Below are 22,645 nucleotides of genomic sequence, written 5' to 3'. Positions count from 1 at the left end.
GAGCGGGAGACACGGAGGTGCGGGGTGGCGGGGGCTACGGCCGGGCGTTACCCCCTGGGAGGGCTGAGAGCTTGCCCTGAGCCTTTCGAGAGGGTAGGCCTTGCGCCGACGCACCCCGATACACGTGGTGTGTCCGCGTAGGCGGGCATTCGGCCGCCGGGCCGTCTAGCCCCGAATTCCATTCGACGACCTCTCTGACCTGTCCTACTCTGCCCTGGTGTCGTATCATCCTCGCACGCCTATCACAGGAGATGCTTCGATGCGATCTAATGCCACCTTGCGCCGCCTGACCGAGGGAATGCCTGCCTTGGGCGTGGTCTGCACCACGGGCTCGTCCCTCGTGGCCCAGTCTCTCTCCCAGGCCGGATTCGACTTCGTGTTGGTGGACTGTCAGCACGGGGCCTGGGAGCTCAACGAGGCGATGGACGCCTTCGCCAAGATAAGCCTCGGGCCGGCCACGCCCATGGCGCGGGTGCACCGCAACGACTTCTACGACATCGGCCGGCTGCTCGACCGCGGCGCTCTGGGCATCGTGGTCCCCATGGTAAACACCCGGGCAGAGGCCGAGGCGGCGGCCTTCGCCATGCGCTACCCGCCTCGGGGCGGACGCTCCATGGGTGCCTTCTCGGTGGACTACTACGAGGCACCCAACTACGTCCGCTGGGCCGACGACCAGGTCTTCCTGGCAGTCCAGATCGAGACGGCCACCGGCCTGGAGAACGTGGATGAGATCATGGCGGTGGAGGGAGTGGACGGGTGCTGGATCGGGCCCAACGATCTGGCTGCCACCATGGGGCTGGACCTGTCCGAGGCAGGAGACCGCCGTCGCCACGAGGAGGCCATCATGCGGGTGCTGGCCGCCTGCCGGCATGCCGGGAAGATCCCCGGCATCTACGGTGGCGACGACCCTGCCTACTGGATCGAGAAGGGTTTCCTCTTCGTCACTACCACCACCGACCTGGTGATCATAGACCGGGCCATGCGCGATCTGGTACGCCGGGTGCGAGGGGAGTAGGGCCAGCGGCACCCTCAGCCGTCGGCTTCCGACTGCTGCCCCTGCTCTTGGGGAGTGCGAGAAGGGGGACTTGGCGGAGGGGCTCTCGCTGTTGGACGCGGTTTGACTTCGACTGCCGCACTCGCATACCCTTCTTTGCAGGTGTTAGTGAGCGACGGCAAGCACAGGTGGTTGGTCGGTGACGGAGTGCAGGGTATGAGTCAGGGAGCTGCAGTGGGGACGGCAGATGTGGCACCCCACGTCGGGGCGCTGCGGCGCCTCGGTCGCTTCTTGCTCCTCGTGCACGAGGGTGGATCTTCCCGCTTCTGGGAGCTGGATGCTCTGCGAGGCATCCCCATCGTTATGATGATCGTCTTCCACCTAGCCTACGACCTGGTGATGTTCGGCTTCATTTCGGGAGAGCCCTTCGAGGGCAAGTGGCGGCCCGCCTCGAGTGTTATCGTGGTTCAGTTCGTCTTCCTGGCCGGGATGGCCCTGGCCCTAGCCGACCAGCGGGGTCGCCGGACCCGGAGCGCCGCCGAGCTTCGGGCGCGGCACCTCTCTCGCGGGCTCAAGCTCATAGGTTGGGGGCTGACCATCACCGCCGTCACCTGGCTGTACTTCGGGCAGCCCGTGGTGGTCTTCGGCATCCTGCAGCTGATTGGTACCGCCACGCTGGTGAGCACCCTGGTCTTGGGCTGGGGCTACTACGCCCTGATACCGGGGCTGGCCGCCACCTCTGTTGGCGTCTATCTGACCACCGTGCAGGGCGCTGACCCGCGGCTGGGCTGGTTCGGGGTAGGGCCGCCACCTCCGGCCCAGCTGGACTTCTTCCCCTTTCTCCCCTGGGTCGGAGTGATGATCCTGGGTACCGTGGCCGGGCGCTACCTGTATCCAGGGGGTGCCCCTCGCTTCCGCCTGCCCGATTGGAGCGGGAAGCCGGTGCTGCGTCCGCTGATCTGGATGGGTGCGCACTCTCTGCCGGTGTACCTTGCCCACCAGCCCCTGCTGATCGCGGTGCTACTGCTGGCGCTACGGATGTGACTGCAGAGATCGCGGAGACCACAGAGAAGAGAAGGTGAAGAAACGGAGCCGCAGTTAGTTCCTCCTTGACGGAGTTCGCTCGGAGACGGCGTAGCTCGTCAGGGGACTCGATTCGGTAGAGGTTGCGCTTACATACCCGATGTTTCTTCTCTGCGGTCTCAGCGATCTCAGCGGTGAAATCTCCACAATGTGAGGTTGACCAAATGGCTGACAAGGTTAGGAAGACTGACGAGGAATGGCGGGAGCAGTTGACTGCGGAGCAGTATCGAGTCACGCGGCAGGCGGGCACGGAACCGCCTTTCACCGGTGAGTACTGGGACCACCACGAGGAGGGCCACTACGTGTGCGTGTGCTGCGGCAACCGTCTGTTCCGCTCCGAGGCGAAGTTCGAGTCGGGCACAGGGTGGCCCAGCTTCACGGCGCCCGAGCACGAGCAGGCGGTGAGCGAGCGGGCCGATCGCAGCCACGGCATGGTACGCACCGAGGTAGTGTGCCAGGTCTGCGACGCCCACTTGGGGCATGTGTTCACGGACGGGCCCCGGCCCACCGGTCTGCGCTACTGCATCAATTCGGCGGCCCTGCGCTTCTTGCCTCAGGAGGAGGCTGGGGAAGAGGAGGGCGAGTGATCCCGACCCGGCCTGGTTGAGGCGCACCCCACCGGCGCGGGCACACGAGGCGCAGGAACGGGATCGCTAGCCACAGCTTCGCTGCATGTGGTTGTGCCTGCCAGGGGCAGGCCGCGGTGGTCGGCCGCTAGTTCAGTGTGCAATCACCTTCGGCGACTGTGGCCCTGGCTGGCCGGCAGCAGAAGGGTGAGAACCAGGTGACATTAGGCTGGCTCCGCCCCGATCAGGCGGAGTGCCTACCGCGACGAGAGGAGGCCAGCCAGTCGCTGCGAGCGCAGGGGCGGTCCTCACCGTCCCGGGTCCCTCTCTGGCAGAGAGAGTGGCTACTTCCGATGCTGGCGAGGGAGCCGACGGTGCCTCAAGTGGTGAGGGCGAACCCCGGCCTGCTACTGGGTTGATTGGAGCCTTCTGGCCCAGTGGGCGGCCCGTTCGAGCTCGCCGTCTCGCAATGGCCCTTCCCGGTCCAGCACAATGAATCCCTCTGGCGGAGCGATGAGCTCCCCTCCCTTGGCCGCAAGGCGGTTGGCGATGGGCTTGGCCGCGTAGCCGAAGATGCTCATCAGGGGCCGCAATATGAGGCCACCGAAGCCCTTCACCTCGCTGGGGTCGATCCTGGTGTCGAAGGCGGCCACCTTCACTCCCTGAAGGGCGTTATCCGGGATGGCCTTGAGCAGGTCGGTGGTCGCGGGGGTGGGCCTGAAACCGTGGGTGGGAGAGCCGACGATCAGCAGGTCCACGCCCGTCAGTTGCTCCGGCTTCACATTGCTGACCCGAACCACATCGGTTGCGCCCAGGGTTTCTCCGATCGCCCGCGCGATCTTCTCCGTATTGCCGAACCTCGAGTCGTAGACCACCAAGGTACTCATTGCCACTCGCCTCCCGCTCTTGCAGTCGTGTTTCTGACCGATTCCGCCGGGCGCATTCTCTTGATGGCGCTGAATGCGCGACCGGTGTGCCGCAGCGACATCCGGCCCATTGTCGGGCAGGCAGCGATTCCTGCCAAGGCGGCCCTAGCGGACGGTAGGCGCCAGGAAGTGGAGAGCGTTGAAGCGCTCGAACGCTCGGGGGAAGTCCTCGGCCTCGAAAGTCACCGTCCGACCGTCCACTCGGGAGACGAAGTCGAGGTGTTCCACCGCGTCGGCGAATTCGGGCAGGGTGAAGGTCAGGCTGACGGCGATTGGGCCGGCGACGACGAAGGGTGCAAAGCTCCCAGCGTGCCGGACCGCGTCGGCCGCCGACCGTTCGATCCGGGAGCGCGCTGCGGCCAGGGGCAGACATCGGGCGGCGAAACGGCTGACCCCCTCTTTCACCGGCACCGTGATCACGTCCCCCAGCAGGGCTGTCGCCTCCTCGCAGGCGGCCTGGTCGCCGCAGACGAGGCCCACCGGGACGCCGAAGTGCCCGCACAGGGCGGCGTCGGTGCCGATCTCGCCCATCTCGATGCCGTTGAAGCTGAGGGAGAAGACGCCGTTGGAAAAGGTATGGGCCATGACGCCGTGCCGCGTGCCCGCCCGGGAGTGGTAGCCGACGAACAGGGCCAAGTCGAAGGAGCCGTCCACCCCTGCCATGTGGTTGAGGGGCTTGGGCTGGCCCGCCATGTAGGTCACTCGGGGGTCGAGAGCCTCCGGCAGCAGGTTGCGCATGCCGCCGTGGCTCTGAGCGGCGAGGACCTCGGTGGCGCCGCCGGCGAAGGCACCTCGGGCGGCGGCGTTGACCTCCTCGGTCATGAGCCGGCGCATCAGCTCCTCCTCGGAGCTATCCCATTGCACCAGCCCGGCGAGTCCTTCCATGTCGGCGGCAATGAGAACCTTCATCGTCCCTCCCGTCCGGGAGTATAGCCGAGTCGGCTGGCGCAGCCTAGGTCCACTCGGCCTGGTCCGGAATCGTGCGGCCGGCGAGGGGGTGGGCAGCGGCAGGCCGGGCTGACTACGGTGGTGTGCAAGGCACCGGCCAGTCCCGTACAGCTGAAGAGCCCGCAAGATGCGGCGCCCTGCTCTCGACCAGCGTCCCGTACACTGGGGCCCTTTGGCGCAGTTCTGACGGCTCAGCGGCGAGATGGTGCTTCGTGACCGCTTCCCCAAAACGGCCCGTTGTCGGGCGATCATATGCCGTGGGAGATCGATCCATGGGAGGAACGAAGCGTTCGCGTAGGGACTCCCTGAGGGTGCGGTAGTGGTCGGCGCCGGGGTTCCCGCCGCCAGCACGAGCTGCAACTGGAGGCCCCCCGAGGCACCGGGTCTGGCTGGAAACGGCACCGAGATCGGGGTAGACCGCGGTAGTTACAGCTGGAGGGCGCCTCTAGCCACCGGGTGTGGGCCTACCGCAAGGCCGCCTGGGCTGTGCCCGAGGCGACCCAGAGGGTGGCTGAGATGCGCCGGATGCGAGGGGAGGCCGGGCTGCCCGCACTGCCCTGGCTCGGCGCCGGGCTGGCCGGCCACGTCGCCCGCTTTCTGGGCCTGGGGGCACCGGAGCGAGAGGGTTGGTGGTGGGGGGTGCCGGAGTGAGGGCAGTAGAGGGGCGATTGGCGGAACGCTCTGGATCGGGCGCGAGGACGGCGCCGCTACTACCTGGCCCACGTCTGCCCAAGCCCCGGCTTGCATCCGCAAGCTGCCACATGGTGGGCGGGGGAGTCACATGGCTGCGGAAGATGTTCGCATCGAGCCCATGAGCGAGGACTTCATCCTCTGGCGCTGCCTCCACGATGGCCCCCTATCGAAGACAGGCATCGAGAGGGTGCCACCTGATGGTACCGGGCCCGGAGCGCTGCAATGGGGGCGACACCACGAGGTGAACGTTCCCTTACTGCGGAAGATCATCAGGACCTATGGCTCCTGCGCCATGTTGGCACGGGATGGGGAAGAGGTCGTGGGCTTCTTGCGGTTCTACCCCAAGGCTCTCTTCGCACTGGATGGGGCCGGCCACATGTGTCTCCAGCAAGCCTATCCGGCGGGTCCATCGGAGGTGCTGGTGGAGCAGCCCTTCCCCACTTTGGCGGACATGGGAGACAGGACCTTGTCCGTCCACTGCATGATGACTGGGTCGCCGAAGCAAGAGCACAACCCGTACCAGCGAAAGGGCATCGCCACCAGGATGGTGCAGTCGTTGGTTCCGTGGGCCCAGGCGCAGGGATGGGAGGCGATAGAGGCTACAGCCTACGAGGACCTGGATCTTGTGTATGCCATCACCGGACAGGCGGGCAGACGCTTCTGGAAGAGATTGGGCTTCCGGGTGACTGCACGGGACCGCTTGTGTATCGAGGGCTACGATGAATTCGTGCGCACCATGCGCGAGCAGGCCGACGCTGCCGGCCTGAAGCCGGACGATGCCCAGAACCAGTACACCTTGCGTCTCGAGCTGTGAGCGAGAGGGCACAGCAGACAGGAAGAGGGTAGCAGAGGCAAGCACGACACCCTCCTTCGGCAGCCGCCGGGGGCGTCAGTGCTAGCGGTGCCGCGGGGAGCCGGCAACCCCGTCGAGTAGGAGGGGCTGTTCTGCCCGCGCCTGGGAGGGAGCGGGGTCGAAACCCACCCATTCTATGCCGGCCACGCCATGGAAACGCCGGGCCATCACCTCCAGCGCCGCCGGGTTGTCGTCAACGAGGACGAACCGCCGGCCGAGCTCCAGGCAGGCTGCTCCGGTAGTGCCGCTTCCGGCGAAGAAATCCAGGACCAGGTCGCCGGTGTTCGAGGAAGCCTGGACGATTCGCCTCAGTATCCCCAGGGGTTTCTGAGTCGGGTACCCCGTTCTCTCCGACCCGCTGGTGGGTACTATGGTATGCCACCAGGTGTCAGTAGGGAGCTTGCCCCGGCTAGCCTTCTCCGGCCCCACTAGCCTGGGGGCCAGGTAGGGGATGCGCTCGATAGCGTCGGCGTTGAAAACGTATCGGCCAGGGTCCTTCACGTAGACCAGGATGTTGTCGTGCTTAGGGGGCCATCGTCTGGTGGTGCGCCCTCCGTAGTCATAGGCCCAGATGACCTCGTTTAGGAAGCACTCGCGCCCGAATATCTGATCCAGCAGGACCTTGCAGTAGTGGACCTCACGGTAGTCTATGTGAAAGTACAGGGTACCGTGCAAGGCCAGGACGCGGTGTGCTTGCTGAAGCCTGGGCTCCAGGAAGGCGAGGTAGTCGTCGAAGACGTCGGCGAATGACTGTGAGCCCAGCCGGGTGGTGCGGTAGCGCCGCCCCTGGAACCCGGTGCGGTCGCCGTTGTCGGAACGGGCGGTCTTGATCCGGGTTCGGGCCTGGGTCCTGCCGGTGTTGAAGGGCGGGTCAATGTAGATCAGATCGGCGAACGCGTCGGGGAAGTCCTTCAGGATGGGCAGGTTATCACCGAAGTAGATGCGGCCGGTGGCCACACTGCCCATCCTCTCGTTGGGGGGTGCGGCCTGGAAGCGGTGACCGGTCACCTGGCGCCGGACCCGAATGCGGAGCCCGGTACCTCACGGGCGCGCAGGCCCGAAATGCCCCTGGGGACGGCCCGGAGCCGGCCAGAAGCGCTGCCAGGCCGTCCGTGTGGCGAGCAGGACATGGCCTCTAGCCTTCCCTTCCCTGCACCTTCGCCCAGGTGTCACGCAGGGGCACGGTACGGTTGAACACCAGCGCTCCTGGTCGGGAGTCCTTGCTGTCCGCGCAGAAGTAGCCCTGGCGTTCGAACTGGTAGCGGCTGCCGGGCTCGGCGCCTGCGAGGAAGGGCTCCACCTTGCAGCCCCGCAGCACCTCGAGGGAGTTGGGGTTGACGTAGTCCGTGAAGCGCTTGCCCTCCTCTACGTCGCTGGGGTCCTCTTTGGTGAATAGCCGGTCGTACAGCCGTACCTCCGCGTCCAGGGCGTGTTCGGCCGAGACCCAGTGCAGGGTAGCGCGGACCTTGCGACCGTCGGGAGCGTCGCCACCTCGGGTGGCCGGGTCGTACGTGCAGCGCACCTCCACCACCTCTCCGTTCTCGTCCTTGACCACGCCGGTGCAGGTGACGAAGTAGGCGTAGCGCAGCCTCACCTCGCGTCCGGGCGCCAGGCGGTAGAACTTCTTGGGCGGCTCCTCCATGAAGTCTTCCCGCTCTATGTAGAGCACGCGGGAGAAGGGGACCTTGCGTGTCCCCATGGACTGGTCTTCAGGGTTGTTGATGGCCTCGATGTACTCCACCTGGCCCTCGGGGTAGTTCTCGATCACCAGTCGCAAAGGCCGGAGCACAGCCATGACCCGCTGGGCCCTTCGGTTCAGGTCCTCGCGCAGGCAGTGCTCCAGCAGGGCCACGTCCACCGTGCTGTTGACCCGGGGCACTCCCGTCCGGTCGGCGAAGTCCCGGATGGACTCAGGGGTGTAACCCCGGCGGCGCAACCCGGATAGGGTGGGCATCCGAGGGTCGTCCCAGCCGTCCACGTAGCCCTCGCGCACCAGCTCGGCTAGGTACCGCTTGCTGACCACGGTGTAGGTGAGGCTAGTCCGACCGAACTCGATCTGGCGGGGGTGGTGGATGCCGAGCTGATCCAGGAACCAGTCGTAGAGGGGCCGGTGGTCGGCGTACTCCAGGCTGCAGAGAGAATGGGTGATGCCTTCTATGGAGTCGCACTGTCCGTGGGCCCAGTCGTACATAGGGTAGATGCGCCACTTGTCGCCGGTGCGGTGGTGGGTGGCGTGCAGGATGCGGTACATTACCGGATCGCGCAGGTTGATGTTCCCCGACGACATGTCTATCTTGGCCCGAAGCGTGCGCGAGCCTTCCGGAAACTCGCCCTTGCGCATGCGCTCGAAGAGGTCCAGGTTCTCCTCCACGGAGCGGTTGCGGTAGGGGCTCTCCCTGCCTGGCTCGGTGAGGGTGCCGCGGTACTCTCGTACCTCGTCCGGGCTCAGATCATCTACGTACGCCTTGCCCTCCTTGATGAGCTGGACAGCCCACTGGTAGAGCTGCTCGAAGTAGTCGGAGGCGTAGAAGAGGCGGTCGCCCCAGTCGAACCCCAGCCAGCGGACGTCCTCGATCTGGGCGTCCACGAACTCCTGCTCTTCTTTGATAGGGTTGGTGTCGTCGAAGCGGAAGTTGCACAGGCCGCCAAATTCCTCGGCGATGCTGAAGTTGAGGCAGATAGCCTTAGCGTGGCCGATGTGGAGGTACCCGTTGGGCTCGGGGGGCCAGCGGGTATGCACCCGGCCGCCGAACCGGCCGGAGCGGATGTCCTCCATGATCGCCTCGCGGATGAAGTCGGTGGGGTGCTCGGGCATGGGCTCCGCCACCTTCCTTTCCTCTGCTCTGTCCTCCATCTATGCCTTCTCCCAATGGGCCGCGAACCTCGGGGAATACCTCGGACCGGTCTCGCCTAGGGTGCCGCCCGCCTGGAGCACCCACGCTGCAGCGGCGCCTGGGGCAGCACCGTGCCGGCAGGGCCCCTCCCCGCGCTGGTTGCTCACCCCCTGAGGATAGCACGAACGGGCCCCCTGGCATAGCCGGACCCTGGCCGACCTCGTTCGGGCCGCTGGCCTGGTAGGCGAGCCCCACTGGCGCTCCTTGCTGCCGTGGCGATCGGGCGATTGACATCAGTGCAGTCTCCGGCCTATCGTCCCCAGGATGGGGTAGGCCGGGCAACGGCCCACCGGAGGTGACGCTGGCGATGGGACTCGACCTGCCGAAGACGGTTCTGGGACGCACTGGTCTGGTGGTGACCCGCCTGGGCATAGGCGGCGGCTACTGCGATTCGGCGGACGGGTACCGGGCCGCCCTGGATACAGGCGCCAACTACGTGGACACCGCCCGAGCCTACCACGACGGAAGGGATGAGAGGATCATCGGCCAGGCCATCGCGGGCCGCCGGGACGACCTCGTCATCGCCACCAAGACTATGCAGCGCGATGCCACCGGCGCCAGGGCAGACCTGGAGGCATCTCTCAGGGGGCTCCAGGTGGACTGCATTGATGTTTGGCAGCTCCACTTCGTGAATACGGCCTCCGATCGGGAGCGCGTGCTGGCGCCCGGCGGTGCCCTGGAGGCGGCTCTGAAGGCGCGCGATGAGGGCCTGATCCGCTACATCGGGGTCACCGGGCACGACTGGGTTGAGGTGGGCAAGAACGTAGCGACGGGCCACTTTGACACCGTGCTCTGCTGGTACAACTGCGCCATGAAGGAGCCGGAGACGCTGGTGTTCCCCGAGGCCAGGAGGCAGGGCACCGGGGTGGTGATCATGCAGGCCACCCGGGTGGATAAGCTGTTCAGCGACACGGGGGATCCGGCACCGGAGGACTTCTACCGCTACGTGCTCACCTCCGACGCCGTGGGCGTAGTGCTGGTGGGCCTGCGGGACGTTACTCTCTTCCAGCGAGTGGTCCGAGCGGTGGCGGAGCGGCCGACGCTGACCGCGGAAGAGAAGGCGGTGCTGGAGGAGTATGGGGCCCGGATGCGCGCCGAGGGGCGGCTGGAGTCGGACTGATCTGGCGAAGACGAGGCCTCGAAGCCGGGTCTGAGCGCCGGATGCTCGCCATGCATTCTTGACCATTCGGTGGTATGCTTCAGGTCAACAGGTCATAATGACTCAATAGCTGGGGGTGTAAATGGTGACCATCAATGTGGCTGAGGCGAAAGCCCGTTTCTCTGAGCTACTCAGCCGGGCGGCAGCTGGCGAGAGATTCGTGATCAAGCGCCGAGAGCGCCCGGTGGCCGCGCTTGTCGGAGTGGCGGACCTAGACCGCCTGGAGCGGACACCGCACACTGCGCTCCGGCTGGCTCGGGCATTGGGCCAGGAGGAAGCCATACTGGAGAAGATTGAGCGGGGCGAGCTGCACCCGGCAATGGCCGCCTTCGGCCTGTGGCGGGACGAGGAGGACCTGGCGAACCTGGCAGAGGAGATCGCTGCGGGGCGCGACAAACCGAGTACCCGTCCCAGTGTCAACCTGTGAAGATCCTTGACAGCGATCACTGTGTGGCGATTCTGCGCTCACAGCTGGACTTGACCGAACACATGGGGGCGGGCGAAGAGCTGGCCATCACAGCTGTCGCAGTCGGCGAGCTGATACACGGGGCAGCCAAGTCGCGGCATGCCGTCGAGAACCTGGCTCGTGTTGATACGCTGCTTGCCGCCGTGACGGTTCTGCCGTTTGACGAGTGGTCGGCGCGTAGGTTCGGTCTGCTCAAGGCCCAGCTCAAGCAGGCCGGCCAGGCCATCGGTGACATTGACCTGCTGATCGCCAGCATTGCTCTCGACCGTGAAGGCACACTGGTGACCCACAATACGAGGCACTTCTCCCGGCTAGTCGGCGCGGCAGGTCTGATACTGGAGGACTGGCTTGAGTAGGAGGTGGCCGCCCGTCAGCGCCGGGGACCAAGTGGCCCGGTACTACGATGACAACCTGCAGCGGGAGAGGGCCCGCCTCAGCGAGAGCTTCTACAACCACTTGGAGAAGCGCCTCGTGTTGCACCTGGTGGACCGGTACTTCGCCGCCGGAGGAAGACTCCTCGACGTAGGCGGTGGTCCCGGCAGCTACTCGCAGGACTTCCTCGACCGTGGCTTCGATATCACCCTGGTGGACATCTCACCCAGGGCGGTAGAGTGCGCTCAGGAGCAGTACGGGGGACACCCTCGCTTCCGTGCCCTGGTCTTGGATGCTACGGAGGTGGTGTCGCTGGGAAGAGAGTCCTTCGACGCCGTCCTGAGCAATGGGCCGTTCTATCACCTCATCAGACGGTCAGATCGCGACCGCGCCGCCCAGGCCACGTGGCAGGTGCTCAAACCGGGAGGCCGGATCATCGCCGCCGCTCTGACCGTCTACAGCTTCATCAGGGGCTTGCTGACCTGGGAGAAGCACGACCGCTTCCTCAGCGACGAAGTGCCCTGCAATCCCCGAGTGGATGGACTATGGAGCGACAGGTGCGACGAGCATGACGTCATCAGCCCCTATCGCACCAGGCCGGAGCCTTTTCGGAGGTTCTTCGAGCGACACGGCTTCCGGACCATGAGTATGGCAGCCTGCAAGGGCGTTCTCACCGGGCTGAAGAGCCTCGACGAGGCCCCAGAGGCGGTGCAGGAGAAAGCGGCGGCCCTGATGCTCGCCACCTGCGAGGACCCGGACACCCTCGGCCTCTCCGAGCACATCTTCTACGTGGGTGAGAAGGCCACGAGCGCGTAGTCTGCGTTGGCGTTGCTCGGAGGACCTAACGGCCGAGATTGCAGAGAAGAACGGAGTCACATCTAGCATCGAGGAGTTCGCGCCCCCAGACGCGATTCCCGTGGTGTGCGTGAAGGGGAGCAGCCTTCACCAGGCGCCCGTCCGAGACCGAGGTCGGCCTGCAATCGCGCAACATGCTTAATGTTGCTACATTTGTGCTTGCCGCTCCTTGTCCGTTGTCCGTGCCCATCAGCGGTCTATCCGCGTTCGTCAGTGTGCCATCTACTTGAGGGTCCCAGCAGTGAGCAGTCAGGCCGACATTCGTCCTAGAGTACTCCTAGCCGACGACGAGCCAGCCATCACCACCGAGCTCAGCCAGTTGCTGGAGCGGGCCGGCTTCCGCGTGTCTATCGCCGGGGACGGGGAGGAGGCCTTGCGCCAGGCCGAGAGCTTCTCTCCCGACGTGATCGTCCTCGACGTACTGATGCCCCGCCTGGACGGTCGGGAAGCCCTGCGCCGGCTCCGCCGCTCGGGCAACTGGACCCCGGTGATCCTGCTCACCCGGGTGGGAGCGGCGGGGGAGAGGGCCATGGCCCTGGAGGAGGGGGCCGACGACTACCTCAACAAGCCCTTCGAGCCCTTCGAGCTGGTAGCTCGCGTCCGGGCCGTCCTGCGCCGGAGCCGGCTGCAGGCCCAGCCCATCGCCGGAGCGGACTCGCTCCGGTGCGGGCCGGTGAGGCTGGACCGCCGTTCGCGCCGGCTGCTGATCGCAGGCCGGGAAAAGCCGGTCACCGCCCGGGCTCTGGCCCTGCTGGAATACATGATGCTTCATTCCGATGAGATGCTGAGTCGCGACAGGCTACTCGACGCCGTCTGGGGCTGGGACTATCCCGCCGGGACTCGCGCAGTGGACGCTCGCGTGGCCGAGCTCAGACGTGCGCTCGGGGACCGAGCGGACCTGATCGAGACGGTCGTGGGCGAAGGGTACCGCTTCGTGGGCCGGGTGGAGCGAGGGGAGTGAGGCGAGGGCTCTGGAGCGGTCTACCGCTGGTGATCGGGGTGCTGCTGTTTCTGGTCTGGCGGCGGGCGCCCCTGCCCGACCCGGTGCTGTTCGTCCGGGCCGACTTGGCCACCACTGTCCTTCTCATAGGGATGGCGGGCAGCGCCCTCTGGGGAGCGGTAGCTCTGGCGATTCGCTCCGTGAACCGACGCTGGTCGGGCGAAGTGGCGAACCTCCGGCGGGAGCAGGGCGAGGCTCATCGCCGCTTCGTGCGCCGCCTGGAGCACGAGTTGAAGAACCCGGTGACGGCCATCCGCGCCGGGTTGGCCAACCTCTCTCTGGTGACGGAGCCCGCGACGCCCGAGGGGCAGCCGCCGGGGATCGCCGCAGTGCGTTCCCAGGTGGACCGCCTGGCCCGCCTGGGCGCCGACCTGCGTAAGCTGGCCGACCTGGAGACCATCCCTCTAGAGCGAGAGCCGGTGGACTTGACCGAGCTTCTGCACCAGGTGCTGGAGGATGCCTCCGCCCGGCCGGGGGCTTCGGAGCGCCGGGTGCGCCTGAGCCTGCCGGAGGCGCCCTGGCCCTTGCCCTGCATTGCCGGGGATCATGACCTGCTTTTCCTGGCCTTCTACAACCTGGTGGACAATGCCCTCAAGTTCTCGCATCCGGGAGACACGGTGGAAGTGCGCGGGTTCGAGGATGGCCGCTGGGTAGTTGTGATCGTGGCCGACACCGGCCCCGGCATCGCGGCGGATGAGCTGCCGCACCTGGGCGAGGAGCTGTTTCGGGGGGCCAACGCCCGGGGCACGGAGGGCAGCGGGCTCGGTCTGGCCCTGGCGCGGGCCGTGGTGGCCCGGCACGGCGGCGACCTCTCGGTGAGCAGCCGGCCGGGCGAGGGGACGGCGGTTAGTGTGCGGCTGCCGGTGCACTAGCTCAGGCCGGGGTCACGTTGGAGGAGGTTCAGGGGTCAGTAGTGCCCTCTCCACTTCCTCGATCAGCATAGGCAGGTTGGGCCGCTCGAAGCTCAGGCCGGGAGCGGGGATGCGGTTGTGTCTGATGTCCGGCGGGACATGCTTGTGGTGAGGGTGGGTGCTGTCCAGGGAGGGGTCGTTGGGGTGGGGCTGAGGATCGTACCAGTACAGCCGCTCCTCCCCGCGGTAGACAGTGTAGGAGTAGTAGTGGATGCGTGCTTCGGCGAAGTCAACCTGCTCCACTACGCGCAGGCGAATGCCGCCCGCGAACAGGAGTTCGCCTCGGAGTACCGCCACCGTTGGTGACCGCGGCAGCAACACCAGAGTGGAGCTTTCGATCTCGGCAAAGCGCTCGCGTAGACCGTAGACGAAAGCGGCATAGGCACTCGGCGACGTCAGCACAGCAGTGCTCTGTCAGCAATTGCTCTCACCAGCGCCCTCAGCCGAGCGAAGACAGCACCGGTTCTTGCTTCTCGTGCACCAATTCACGGTACCGAGACTCCCGGGACAGCTTGGCGCGATAGAGCGCAGCCCACTCGCCAAACTCGTCAATCTGCTCGACATCCTCATCAGGGAGCTTGCCCTCGATGTAGAGCCGGTAGAAGTCCTGGGAGAGGACGCGGTACTTGACCTCGAAATGCTCCAGCTCCCGGTTGAGCACATGTATGTCTCGGATCAGCTCGTCTACAGTCATCTTCGCCTCGTGGATCACCATCAGCTGCTGGAGACCATTGTACACTAGGGGTGAGCGGCCCGCCTATCCCATGTGGGCGGTGGGCGCCGGTAGGTAGGGCAAGGCTGTTCCAGCACCCAGGGCGGCGGTGCCTGTTACTGCAGCCGATCTTCTGTAACCTGGTTGTTACGCAGCCGTCACGCGTCGGCTACACTGGAGCGCTAGAATGCCGGGCAAACGCCGCCGTAGCGGCCCGGAGGCAAATGTACCCATGATCGGAGGCAAAGGACGAAGACTGCTGTGCCTATTGGTGATTGTGTTGGCTGCCCTGGCATTGGGTGGCTGCGGCACGTACCTGGAGGTGGGGGTGATGCCGTCGCCCGGCGCAGAGACGCCCACCAGGGACACCGCTGCCGCAGCCACGATAGTCGCCCTGTCCACGGAGAAGGCCGAGTTGGCCCTTCGACTGACCGAGGCGGCAGCCCCTGCCGACATGCCCGCGCCCTCGCCCCTGGGTAAGCTCGCCTACGTTCAGGGAGGAGACATCTGGACCCGGGCGCTGCCCGATGGTGAGCCCCACAGGCTGACCCAAGACGGGCTCAACCGCGAGCCGCGGTGGTCGCGCTCAGGGGAGTGGCTGGCCTATCTTAAGGATGAGCAAAGCCTGCTCTGGATCATGCGCCGCGACGGGAGCGAAGGGCGCCAGGTGGCGGTCCTACCGGACGGCGTGTTCGCCTGGTCCCCGGTCGCGGACATGCTGGCATACGTTGATGGCCAAGGGCTCCACCTCATGTCGCCTGAGCAAGAAGGGTTCACCACACTGGTGCCCACCCAGCCCGTTGCGCCGCCCACACCCGATCCCAACACCGGGCTGGCTCAACCATCCATCAGACGCATCGCCTGGAGCCCAGATGGTGGCTGGGTGGCTTGCCAGTGGCATACTCAGCGTAAGGGAGAGCCACTTCTGGGGCAGGGCATCGGCATCGTGTCGGCGGACGGACGCGAAACCAGGTCGCTGGTCGAGGCCAGTGTCCCCGGGGAAGGAGAAGCCATCCTCGCCGGTTGGACCTCGGATGGCCGGTGGATCCTCTTCTGGCAGAGCCCCATGCTTTCCGCCTCCATACTGGCAGATGGTGTGCCCCTTTACGCTATCTTGGCGGAGGGCGGGGAGCCCCGGCAGGTGGTGGACACTATGCTGGCCTACGATGACTTCCTGTCCTTCGGGCCGGGGGCAGGCTCCCAGATCGCGGCGGTCGTGGGCGGCTACCGCGGGGCGTGGACGCAGAAGAGGATCTATGTGGTCAACGCCGAGAACGAGGAGGGGCTAGCCGTGACCGGGCCTGACCTGGCGGCGATATCTCCGGCCTGGGCCCCCGATGGGCATCGCTTGGCCTATGTAGCCATGCCCGACGAGGGGGACCTGGTGGGCGGAGACACTGCCCACGAGGGGCTGCTGCAGCGCCGCCTGTGGGTGCTCGATCTCCTCTCCAGCTCGTTCCCGATGGCGCTCACCGATGACGGCGACTACCGGGATGAACGTCCCCTCTGGTCCACTGGCGGCTCCCACATCCTCTTTGCCCGCCTGGACCGAGAGGACCGAGCCTCACTGTGGCTGATCCCTGCGCATGGCGGCGAGGCGGAACAGGTGGTGGAAGAGCTGACGCCGTCGCCCGGTTGGTTTGGCTACTACGGCCACATCGAGTGGGATGGGCTGTTTGACTGGTGGCAGCCACCGGCGCCGGTCAGTCCGGCTCCCGCCCCGGTAGTGACCCCGCCGGAGCGTGTCCCTCTCACTCCCACGCCGGCACCTGCCTCGATGCCGACCCCCACGCCGGTAGTGGTGACCCCTGGCGCCTCCATCACGCGGGTGCCCTCGACCCCCACCGCCGCTGCCCCTGGGGCCGCGACCGAGGGCCCGACAACCTACATCATCCAAGCCGGCGACACGCTGGGTCAGATTGCTGAGCGTCTGGGAGTGTCCCTCGATGCGCTGCTGGCCTACAACGGAATCACCGACGCCAGCAGCATCCAGGTGGGCCAGGTCATCAGGGTACCGCCACCCGACTACTTCCCTCCGGCCACGCCACCGCCGAGCATCACCCCGGTTTCCACCCCAGTTGCACTGGCCCCCGGAACCGAGGCCATCATTGACTGCGCCGACGTCTTCCCCGGCCTGCCGGGCTGCCTGCGGGCTGAGGCGCTGGCCGAGGGACTGCTCGCCTTCGTGGATCAACGCCCGTCGTTCTCCGGTCGGCCGGTGGTGGCCGATCTTGAGACCGGACGTACGGCCGTCTTGGGCGAGAGACCGGCCCGCCTCATCGGCTGGTCGCCCTCGGGGGAGCGTCTCCTGGTAGCCGAGGGGAGCCGCGCCTACCGTGTCTACCGCCGCGACGGCACCCCAGAGCAGAGCGTCAGCGAGGCACTTCAGGACCCATTCTGGGCCCCGGCGGAGGCTCTGCTCGGCTCGGAGGATTGGCTGGCGGTGCCTCGCGATGACGGCTCTCTCTGGGCTATCCCCTTCTTCGGCAACGCTACCGCCAGGGAGGTCCTATCGGCCGGGAGTCTGGGCGAGGAGGGGCGCGCGAAGGTGTTGTGGTCGGAGGATGGCAGGCTCGCCTGGACCCCTCACATGGACCAACTGGCCCGAGGCGGGCACTGGGCCCAGGACCTCTCCGTCCGCGGAGCCGAGCCCGGCACTGCGGTCACCACCCATCGCTTGAGCGACGACATCCGCGACGCCTACTACGAGTTGCTCGACTGGGTGCCGGGCACGAACCTGATCCTGGCGGGCAAGGGCCTGATGGCCGCGTCGCTCTGGGTGGATGGGGTGCCTCTGGTTACCATCAACGCGGATACGGGCCAGATTCGTGATCTCGGGGCCACCATGCTCCTGACGCCCGAAGCCTACGACTGGCATCCGACCGAGGCTGGCCTGTTGGCACTGGCCGAGGGGGGAGGGCGGTTCATCATGCAGAACAAGCGCCTGGCCCTGCTGGACGTGATCGGCGGCAACCTGCGCTACCTCACCGGCCCGGAGATGGCTGCCTTCGAGCCGGCCTGGTCCCCGGACGGCAACACCCTGGCCTACGTGGCCGGGCCTGCCTCATCCGAAGGGCGCGGAGAGGGCCCCGCCATGGAGGAGCTCCTCGAGGGCAGGGCCATCTACCTCCATGATGGGGATACACGGCGGCTAACCGATCCGGGCGAGGCGGTGGACGGATGGCCGCGGTGGTCGGCCGACGGCTCCCGGCTCCTGTACACTCGCCAGGCGGAGGGCCGTACCGACGTGCGCGTGGTGGCGCTGGATGGGTGGCTGGACGAGGTGCTCCTCACCGGCCTGGAGGACCCGACCTGCCACTATGGCGGCTGCGGGTGGTGGCAGATGCTGGCCTTCGTCACAGCCGACGAAGGCCAGCTTGACCTGGCGGCGTCGTCGGAGTCAGCCGAGACACAGGCCACTCGCCCGGGGTGGGAGGTGCACAGCAGTGTGGAGTTCCGCGTATCGTTCACCTACCCGGCTGAGTGGCAGCCTGTGGCCGGATACTATGGCGAGCGCCACGAAGGGGACACCGGTTTCTTCTCTGTGGGCGCCATGTCGGGCCAAGGCTGGACGATTGATGAGGTCTACAGGCTCGAGTCGGAGCACAAGCTGCGTCCCTATGGCACCGAACCGACCATAGAGAGCCTGCAGGTCCAGGGCCAGCAGGCGCGACTCATCTTGCCTTCGACTGACCAGCCGGAGGAGATGAAGGGCCAAGCGGCGGTGATCGTCGAGTACCCCGAGCCTGTGACCATCTCCGGCGGGACATACCGTTACTTCATCCTGTATGCGGACCAAGCTCACATACGTGAGATCGTCGAGAGCCTGAGATTCATGACCTTGCCATACTGAGTCCTGCATTCCCACGCCGCCGGAGGCAACGGCCCAGCATCGGGGAAGCTGTTGCGAGCCCCGATCCTGGGCTGTTACTGTCCCGGTTGCCTTCGGTGCTCTGGGGTGTTGTAATATGGCTATAGAGAATACGGTGCAACCAGGAGAGCGATCCATGGCCGAGGTGCGCGTGAGCATTGGCCGCGTGAAGAGAGACCTGTCCGAGCTGCTGAACCGGGTGGCCTACGGAGGCGAGAGGGTGGTCCTGACCTCTCGTGGCAAGGCTAAGGCGGTGCTGATCAGCGTGGACGACTATGACCGCCTGAAGAACCAGACCTCCGATGGCTCCAGTTGGCGGGCCTGGCTGGCAGAAAGCGAGAGGCTGAGTTCGGATATCCAGAGGCGACGGGGCGGCCAACCGCTGGATCTGGATGGGATCTGGACCCAGGCCCGGGCGGAGCTGGAGGAGCGCGATGGCCGACTCGGTGGTGATTGACGCCAGCTTCGCCTTCAGACTTCTGCTGCCAGGGCCGCGCCAGGCCTCGTGCCGCGAACTGATGGAACGCTGGCGAGGAGAAGGTAGCTCCTTGAGTGCACCCAGTCTCTGGATCTATGAGGTCACCTCTGCTCTGTGCAAGGCGGTGCACTTCGACCAACTGACCCGGGACGAGGGTCGTCGGGCACTGGCGCTGGCGCATTCCCTTGAGGTGCGACTGGTGGTTCCGGATGCCGGTCTCACCGGCAGCGCCTACGGCTGGACTCTGCGTCTCGGACGCGCGTCGGCCTACGACAGCTTCTACGTGGCCCTCGCCGAGCGGGCCGGGGCGGCCCTATGGAGTGCCGATCATAGACTGGTTGATGCCCTGGTGAACCACGGGGTGACCTGGGCGTACTGGATCGGAGGCGACGCGCCGTAGGCGCGGCAATGGCTGGCGGCTTAGGCGAGTCCCCGGCGCAGCCCACCTGCAGCGAACAGTCGTGGTCATGCTCCTCCCATCGTCAAGCCAGATCGCCCTGCCACAGCCGCCGCATCTCCTCACGCGTGGCTAACAGCTCCTCCAGCTTCCCCGCTGCCTCTACTCTTCTGTCCTTGAGCACGACGATGCAGTCGGCCCGACGGAGGGCCACCCGTCGGTGCGACACTGCCAGGCAGGTGGCGTCGCGGCGGCTGAAGAGCCTCTTCCACCCGAGGGCAGGGGCTACGCCAGGTCCGCTATCGTGGTCGGCAGGGGGCGCAGCTTCACGCCAGCTTCACCGCTGCGGCCATAGAGCACAGGCGGGCGGCACGCTGGTGGGCGCACCAAGCCCGCCAGGCGAAGGAGCAGACAGCCTAGAGAGGCCCTGCCACGATCCCGCTCCCATCCCCGGACAGACCTGTTTCCGGTCTGCCGCGCTGTCTCTCACCCCTCCTCAAGGGCGGATTCCAGCAGACTGCCCCAGGTGCGGGTAGCAGCGCACGTGGGCGTGCGCGCTCCTCGGGGTGTGTTGTTCCCCCAGGTGCGGTAGCAGCGCACGTGGGCGCGCGAACTCCTCCTGTTGCGAGGTGTCGTTCCTGTATGGCCCTTATCCCCATAAGGAGTCCGCGCGCCCACCCGCGGATCTGCTCGCCCGTGGGTTAGGCTAGCGTCTGGCCGTGAGCAGAAGCACCGCATCCAGCCCGAAGGGCGAGACGAAGGTGTAACGCCGGCCCCCTTGCACAGCCGGCGCGGTGGTGTGCTCGGCGGTGCGAGGGCAGAACCACTCCACCGCCACGGGGCCCGGTGCCGCCGACAGGTCCACCCAGACCTGGGCGTCATAGGGGGAGTACACCAGGTACACCTCGCCGGGAGCGGCCAGGCAGTACCCGGAGGAGGCCAGCTCCCCCTGCGGGCTCATCGAGTCGAGGGGCAGGCGCCGGGCGAAGCGCCGCGTGTGCCCCAGGTTGGCCCGCAGGAGCCCCCAGTCGGGGAAATTGCGGGTCATGAGCACGCTTCGGTCGTAGGCGCGGCGAGCGTCGTCGCTCCAGGAGGGAAGGGGCCCCCACGGGTCCATGAATATGGGGTTCATGCCCCGGAGAAAGCACTTCCAGGCCCACTGATAGGTGCCGCCCGTCCCCCAGATGTGGTCGGTGTCGGCGATTATCACCTTGGTGCCGTCGGCGGGTGGGGGGTCATACCGGTAGTCCTCACCGGGCCGGACGCTGGGAGAGATCCAGTCGGCGTTGCTGGCGAGCAGGATAGGGTTGTACCGCGGCCCGCCGTCGGAGGTCATGCCCACCGGATGCTGCTTAGGCTTTGTGCGTTCGTACTCGTGAACGTAGTCGACCATGTGGGAGTGCCAGGCCACCCCGGGCTCGTCGTCCTTGGTCTCGTTGATGATCTCGTAGAGGACGTGGTCCAGGTCGTTGACCGTGTCCACTACTTGGCGGATGTAGGCCTTCTGGTACTCGACCACCTCCGGTATGTCCAGGGTGTACACGCTGGGCTTGCCATCCCCATCGGGGTCGCCATCCACTCCGTTGACGTTGTTGTGGCTGTTGTAGGGGTGAGTGATCCAGGGGTCGCTCGCCGGCCGCGCGTTGCGCAGGCACCAGGCTTCGAAGAGCATGATGGAGACGTAGATGCCGCGCTCGCCCGCCTGGAGCACCCGCGAGCGCAAGCGGTCGAAGTAGGCCTGGTTCCACCGGCCCAGGTCGAACTTAGGCTTGCCATCTAGGGCCAGGCCGGGTCCGGTTCGGGCGTGGGGCAGGGGGTCGAAGTAGAGCTTATCTTCCGTCCAGGGGGCCATCTCGGTGTGGTCCCAGGTCCACAAGCGCATGAAGTTGTGGTCGTGGGCCTCCATGAAGTCCAGGTACTCCCGGTAGTCGAAGAGAGGATCGCCCTCCCGCCGGATGTCCACCAGGTTGGCCCAGGTGTGGGAGCCGGTAAGGTAGATGGCCTCACCCCGGTCGTCGGTAAAGTAGCGGGGGTTCGTCGGGCTCACCCGCAGGGGTCCGTGGAATGGCTTCGCTTCTCCCATCGTCGCTCCTCCTGGTGCTGTGTGTGTGCACCCCCCAGCCCAAGGCTGCTCCGCCTGCTACTTCCAGTCGGGCATGCTCAACAGCCTCACGATGTGCATGAAGGCGCGGGGCACGTGGAAGGGATCCTTCACTGGCAGGGCCACCACCTTGTCCACCGGGGTGTTGTCCCGGTTGCGGATGGACATCCACTCGCCCTCGGGGGCGGGGTAGGTAGCGAAGGTGTAGTCGTGTACCCGCCAGAACCACTCCCGCGCCCAGTCTGGCTGGTAGTAGTAGTGAGCCAGGAGAAGGGCGTACAGGGCCTCCGAGTGAACCCACCACAGCTTGGCGTCCCAGTCTTCCTGAAGCTTGTGGATCATGGGGTGGTCTTCCAGCCCCTGAGGGACAGGCCCACGCGGGCGGCCGCCCTCCATGTGGGCGAACTGGAACAGGCCCGGGTACTGGTCGTCCCAGCCCAGTTCGAGGGCACGGCGGATGGTCTGCACTGCCTCCGCCTTCATCTTCTCGTTCTCCGCCCCTTCGGCGTAGTGGAGCACGAACCACATGGACTCGAGGGTGTGCCCGGGGTTGATGTAGGTGCCGAGGAGATTGTTTCGCACGAGATTGTCCTGGCCCAGGAACTCGATCACGATGTCTCTGCCGGCCTGGCGGTGCTCGTACATCACCTGTCGGGCATACTCGCCGGCTCGCTCATGCAGGCGGACGCTCAGGCCGGGATCGAAGTCCTCGCAGGTCACGGCCAACTCTCGAGTGACCTCGAGCATGATCATGGGCACGCCGTGCTGCCGGTAGCCCTCGGGAGTGGGGTAAGGGTCGGTGCGGAAGGCACCGCGGGCCAGCCGGGCCTCGACCGATTCGTAGAGGCCCAAGGCGAACTGGAAGGCGCGCCGGTCCTGGGCGGCGCGGGCGTACTCGGAAAGGCCGTAGACGACGAAGCAGTCGGCGAAGGTACTGGTGTCGTAGGGCTCGTCGGGCCCGGCCTTTCTGGGGTTGCCCTGATCGTCCAGCAGGATGGGCTCGCCCTCGCGGCTGAGGATGAAGGCCACGTGGCCGTTGGGGAGCAGGGCGTGGTCCATGAGGAACTCCGCCCCGGAGCGGGCCAGCTGTAGGTACTGGGGCGCCTGGGGCAGGTGAGAGAACTGACAGGCCAGCCGGGCCCACACCCACACGAACCGACCCTGAGACCAGGTGAACTTGTGGGTGTGCAGGAGCTTGCCGCCGGAGTTGGAGAAGCCAGTGAAGTAGCCGCCATGCTCCCGGTCAATGCCTTTGTCCAGCCAGAAGGGCAACAGGTGGTTGAACAGGTGGTCCTGGTAGAACTGGCGCAGCTCTCCGGCTGTCCGAACGTCTAGCGCGCGTGTCTCGGGTGCCATAGCCGTCCTC

At 66.4% G+C, this 22,645-nt stretch carries 21 protein-coding genes; 13 read left to right on the top strand and 8 right to left on the bottom strand.

Features of this window, described 5'->3' with window-relative positions:
• The first annotated feature begins 259 nt into the window (after positions 1–259).
• The 3 genes from HPY83_08485 to msrB all read left to right on the top strand — a co-directional run bounded on the left by HPY83_08485 (position 260) and on the right by msrB (position 2,664).
• Positions 260–1,015: a 2-dehydro-3-deoxyglucarate aldolase gene (locus HPY83_08485; protein NPV07984.1), complete on the top strand. Its 756-nt coding sequence runs from the start codon at positions 260–262 to the stop codon at positions 1,013–1,015.
• A gap of 195 nt (positions 1,016–1,210) precedes the next feature.
• Positions 1,211–2,038: a DUF1624 domain-containing protein gene (locus HPY83_08480; protein NPV07983.1), complete on the top strand. Its 828-nt coding sequence runs from the start codon at positions 1,211–1,213 to the stop codon at positions 2,036–2,038.
• A 203-nt stretch (positions 2,039–2,241) separates the two neighbouring features.
• Entirely contained in the window at positions 2,242–2,664 is a 423-nt protein-coding gene (msrB, locus tag HPY83_08475) for a peptide-methionine (R)-S-oxide reductase MsrB (protein NPV07982.1), read from the top strand.
• Between the two features lie 386 nt (positions 2,665–3,050).
• Here the strand turns inward: msrB and HPY83_08470 are convergent, their stop codons facing one another.
• Both HPY83_08470 and HPY83_08465 read right to left on the bottom strand, forming a co-directional pair.
• Entirely contained in the window at positions 3,051–3,530 is a 480-nt protein-coding gene (locus tag HPY83_08470) for a flavodoxin family protein (protein NPV07981.1), read from the bottom strand.
• 144 nt (positions 3,531–3,674) lie between these two features.
• Entirely contained in the window at positions 3,675–4,478 is an 804-nt protein-coding gene (locus tag HPY83_08465) for a M55 family metallopeptidase (GenBank protein NPV07980.1), read from the bottom strand.
• 820 nt (positions 4,479–5,298) lie between these two features.
• On the opposite strand from HPY83_08465, the gene HPY83_08460 reads away from it, so the two are divergent.
• Entirely contained in the window at positions 5,299–6,024 is a 726-nt protein-coding gene (locus tag HPY83_08460) for a GNAT family N-acetyltransferase (protein NPV07979.1), read from the top strand.
• 81 nt (positions 6,025–6,105) lie between these two features.
• On the opposite strand, the gene HPY83_08455 is transcribed toward HPY83_08460, so the two are convergent.
• On the bottom strand, positions 6,106–7,029 hold the full coding sequence (locus HPY83_08455; GenBank protein NPV07978.1) for a site-specific DNA-methyltransferase: 924 nt from the start codon (positions 7,027–7,029) through the stop codon (positions 6,106–6,108).
• 169 nt (positions 7,030–7,198) lie between these two features.
• A complete protein-coding gene (locus HPY83_08450; protein ID NPV07977.1) occupies positions 7,199–8,878 on the bottom strand; it encodes a glutamine--tRNA ligase/YqeY domain fusion protein in 1,680 nt (559 codons plus the stop codon).
• 386 nt (positions 8,879–9,264) lie between these two features.
• Here HPY83_08450 and HPY83_08445 point away from each other — a divergent pair, with 386 nt between their 5' ends.
• The 6 genes from HPY83_08445 to HPY83_08420 all read left to right on the top strand — a co-directional run bounded on the left by HPY83_08445 (position 9,265) and on the right by HPY83_08420 (position 13,681).
• A complete protein-coding gene (locus HPY83_08445) occupies positions 9,265–10,077 on the top strand; it encodes an aldo/keto reductase (protein NPV07976.1) in 813 nt (270 codons plus the stop codon).
• Between the two features lie 121 nt (positions 10,078–10,198).
• Positions 10,199–10,543: a type II toxin-antitoxin system Phd/YefM family antitoxin gene (locus HPY83_08440; protein NPV07975.1), complete on the top strand. Its 345-nt coding sequence runs from the start codon at positions 10,199–10,201 to the stop codon at positions 10,541–10,543.
• Positions 10,540–10,938 carry a type II toxin-antitoxin system VapC family toxin gene (locus tag HPY83_08435; protein ID NPV07974.1) on the top strand — a complete coding sequence of 133 codons (399 nt, stop codon included), beginning with the start codon at positions 10,540–10,542 and terminating at the stop codon, positions 10,936–10,938. Before HPY83_08440 ends, HPY83_08435 begins: the two co-directional genes overlap by 4 nt.
• Positions 10,931–11,770, top strand: a complete 840-nt coding sequence (locus HPY83_08430) for a class I SAM-dependent methyltransferase (GenBank protein NPV07973.1) — start codon at positions 10,931–10,933, stop codon at positions 11,768–11,770. The genes HPY83_08435 and HPY83_08430 overlap by 8 nt, the downstream gene beginning before the upstream one ends.
• A 298-nt stretch (positions 11,771–12,068) precedes the next feature.
• Positions 12,069–12,770 (top strand): response regulator transcription factor, encoded by a 702-nt coding sequence (locus HPY83_08425; protein NPV07972.1) that lies wholly within the window; start codon positions 12,069–12,071, stop codon positions 12,768–12,770.
• The gene (locus HPY83_08420) at positions 12,767–13,681 is read left to right on the top strand and encodes a HAMP domain-containing histidine kinase (protein ID NPV07971.1); all 915 of its coding nucleotides are present in this window, start codon (positions 12,767–12,769) and stop codon (positions 13,679–13,681) included. The genes HPY83_08425 and HPY83_08420 overlap by 4 nt, the downstream gene beginning before the upstream one ends.
• Positions 13,682–13,693: 12 nt before the next feature.
• Here the strand turns inward: HPY83_08420 and HPY83_08415 are convergent, their stop codons facing one another.
• Entirely contained in the window at positions 13,694–14,122 is a 429-nt protein-coding gene (locus HPY83_08415; protein ID NPV07970.1) for a hypothetical protein, read from the bottom strand.
• 37 nt (positions 14,123–14,159) lie between these two features.
• Positions 14,160–14,414 carry a hypothetical protein gene (locus HPY83_08410; GenBank protein NPV07969.1) on the bottom strand — a complete coding sequence of 85 codons (255 nt, stop codon included), beginning with the start codon at positions 14,412–14,414 and terminating at the stop codon, positions 14,160–14,162.
• A 250-nt stretch (positions 14,415–14,664) separates the two neighbouring features.
• On the opposite strand from HPY83_08410, the gene HPY83_08405 reads away from it, so the two are divergent.
• The 3 genes from HPY83_08405 (at position 14,665) to HPY83_08395 (ending at position 19,181) form a co-directional block, all read left to right on the top strand.
• On the top strand, positions 14,665–18,285 hold the full coding sequence (locus tag HPY83_08405) for a LysM peptidoglycan-binding domain-containing protein (protein NPV07968.1): 3,621 nt from the start codon (positions 14,665–14,667) through the stop codon (positions 18,283–18,285).
• A 154-nt stretch (positions 18,286–18,439) separates the two neighbouring features.
• Positions 18,440–18,760: a type II toxin-antitoxin system Phd/YefM family antitoxin gene (locus HPY83_08400; GenBank protein ID NPV07967.1), complete on the top strand. Its 321-nt coding sequence runs from the start codon at positions 18,440–18,442 to the stop codon at positions 18,758–18,760.
• Positions 18,738–19,181 carry a type II toxin-antitoxin system VapC family toxin gene (locus HPY83_08395; protein ID NPV07966.1) on the top strand — a complete coding sequence of 148 codons (444 nt, stop codon included), beginning with the start codon at positions 18,738–18,740 and terminating at the stop codon, positions 19,179–19,181. Before HPY83_08400 ends, HPY83_08395 begins: the two co-directional genes overlap by 23 nt.
• A 703-nt stretch (positions 19,182–19,884) precedes the next feature.
• On the opposite strand, the gene HPY83_08390 is transcribed toward HPY83_08395, so the two are convergent.
• Together HPY83_08390 and HPY83_08385 are read right to left on the bottom strand one after the other, a co-directional pair.
• Entirely contained in the window at positions 19,885–21,261 is a 1,377-nt protein-coding gene (locus HPY83_08390; protein ID NPV07965.1) for a hypothetical protein, read from the bottom strand.
• 57 nt (positions 21,262–21,318) lie between these two features.
• Entirely contained in the window at positions 21,319–22,635 is a 1,317-nt protein-coding gene (locus tag HPY83_08385) for an N-acylglucosamine 2-epimerase (protein ID NPV07964.1), read from the bottom strand.
• Positions 22,636–22,645: the final 10 nt, after the last annotated feature.

The organism is Anaerolineae bacterium (assembly GCA_013178015.1).
Lineage (GTDB): Bacteria > Chloroflexota > Anaerolineae > DRVO01 > DRVO01 > Ch71.
Note: the sequence above shows the minus strand (reverse complement) of the source record. Positions and strands in the feature narration are given on the sequence as shown.

What these genes read in the sequence shown, in the direction of transcription:
- HPY83_08385 (NPV07964.1), bottom strand. Translation starts at nt 22,635, where the DNA reads ATGGCACCCGAGACACGCGCGCTAGACGTTCGGACAGCCGGAGAGCTG.
- HPY83_08480 (NPV07983.1), top strand. Translation starts at nt 1,211, where the DNA reads ATGAGTCAGGGAGCTGCAGTGGGGACGGCAGATGTGGCACCCCACGTC.
- HPY83_08460 (NPV07979.1), top strand. Translation starts at nt 5,299, where the DNA reads ATGGCTGCGGAAGATGTTCGCATCGAGCCCATGAGCGAGGACTTCATC.
- HPY83_08390 (NPV07965.1), bottom strand. Translation starts at nt 21,261, where the DNA reads ATGGGAGAAGCGAAGCCATTCCACGGACCCCTGCGGGTGAGCCCGACG.
- HPY83_08465 (NPV07980.1), bottom strand. Translation starts at nt 4,478, where the DNA reads ATGAAGGTTCTCATTGCCGCCGACATGGAAGGACTCGCCGGGCTGGTG.
- msrB (NPV07982.1), top strand. Translation starts at nt 2,242, where the DNA reads ATGGCTGACAAGGTTAGGAAGACTGACGAGGAATGGCGGGAGCAGTTG.
- HPY83_08455 (NPV07978.1), bottom strand. Translation starts at nt 7,029, where the DNA reads ATGGGCAGTGTGGCCACCGGCCGCATCTACTTCGGTGATAACCTGCCC.
- HPY83_08400 (NPV07967.1), top strand. Translation starts at nt 18,440, where the DNA reads ATGGCCGAGGTGCGCGTGAGCATTGGCCGCGTGAAGAGAGACCTGTCC.
- HPY83_08470 (NPV07981.1), bottom strand. Translation starts at nt 3,530, where the DNA reads ATGAGTACCTTGGTGGTCTACGACTCGAGGTTCGGCAATACGGAGAAG.
- HPY83_08485 (NPV07984.1), top strand. Translation starts at nt 260, where the DNA reads ATGCGATCTAATGCCACCTTGCGCCGCCTGACCGAGGGAATGCCTGCC.
- HPY83_08410 (NPV07969.1), bottom strand. Translation starts at nt 14,414, where the DNA reads ATGACTGTAGACGAGCTGATCCGAGACATACATGTGCTCAACCGGGAG.
- HPY83_08395 (NPV07966.1), top strand. Translation starts at nt 18,738, where the DNA reads ATGGCCGACTCGGTGGTGATTGACGCCAGCTTCGCCTTCAGACTTCTG.
- HPY83_08450 (NPV07977.1), bottom strand. Translation starts at nt 8,878, where the DNA reads ATGCCCGAGCACCCCACCGACTTCATCCGCGAGGCGATCATGGAGGAC.
- HPY83_08405 (NPV07968.1), top strand. Translation starts at nt 14,665, where the DNA reads ATGATCGGAGGCAAAGGACGAAGACTGCTGTGCCTATTGGTGATTGTG.
- HPY83_08440 (NPV07975.1), top strand. Translation starts at nt 10,199, where the DNA reads ATGGTGACCATCAATGTGGCTGAGGCGAAAGCCCGTTTCTCTGAGCTA.
- HPY83_08445 (NPV07976.1), top strand. Translation starts at nt 9,265, where the DNA reads ATGGGACTCGACCTGCCGAAGACGGTTCTGGGACGCACTGGTCTGGTG.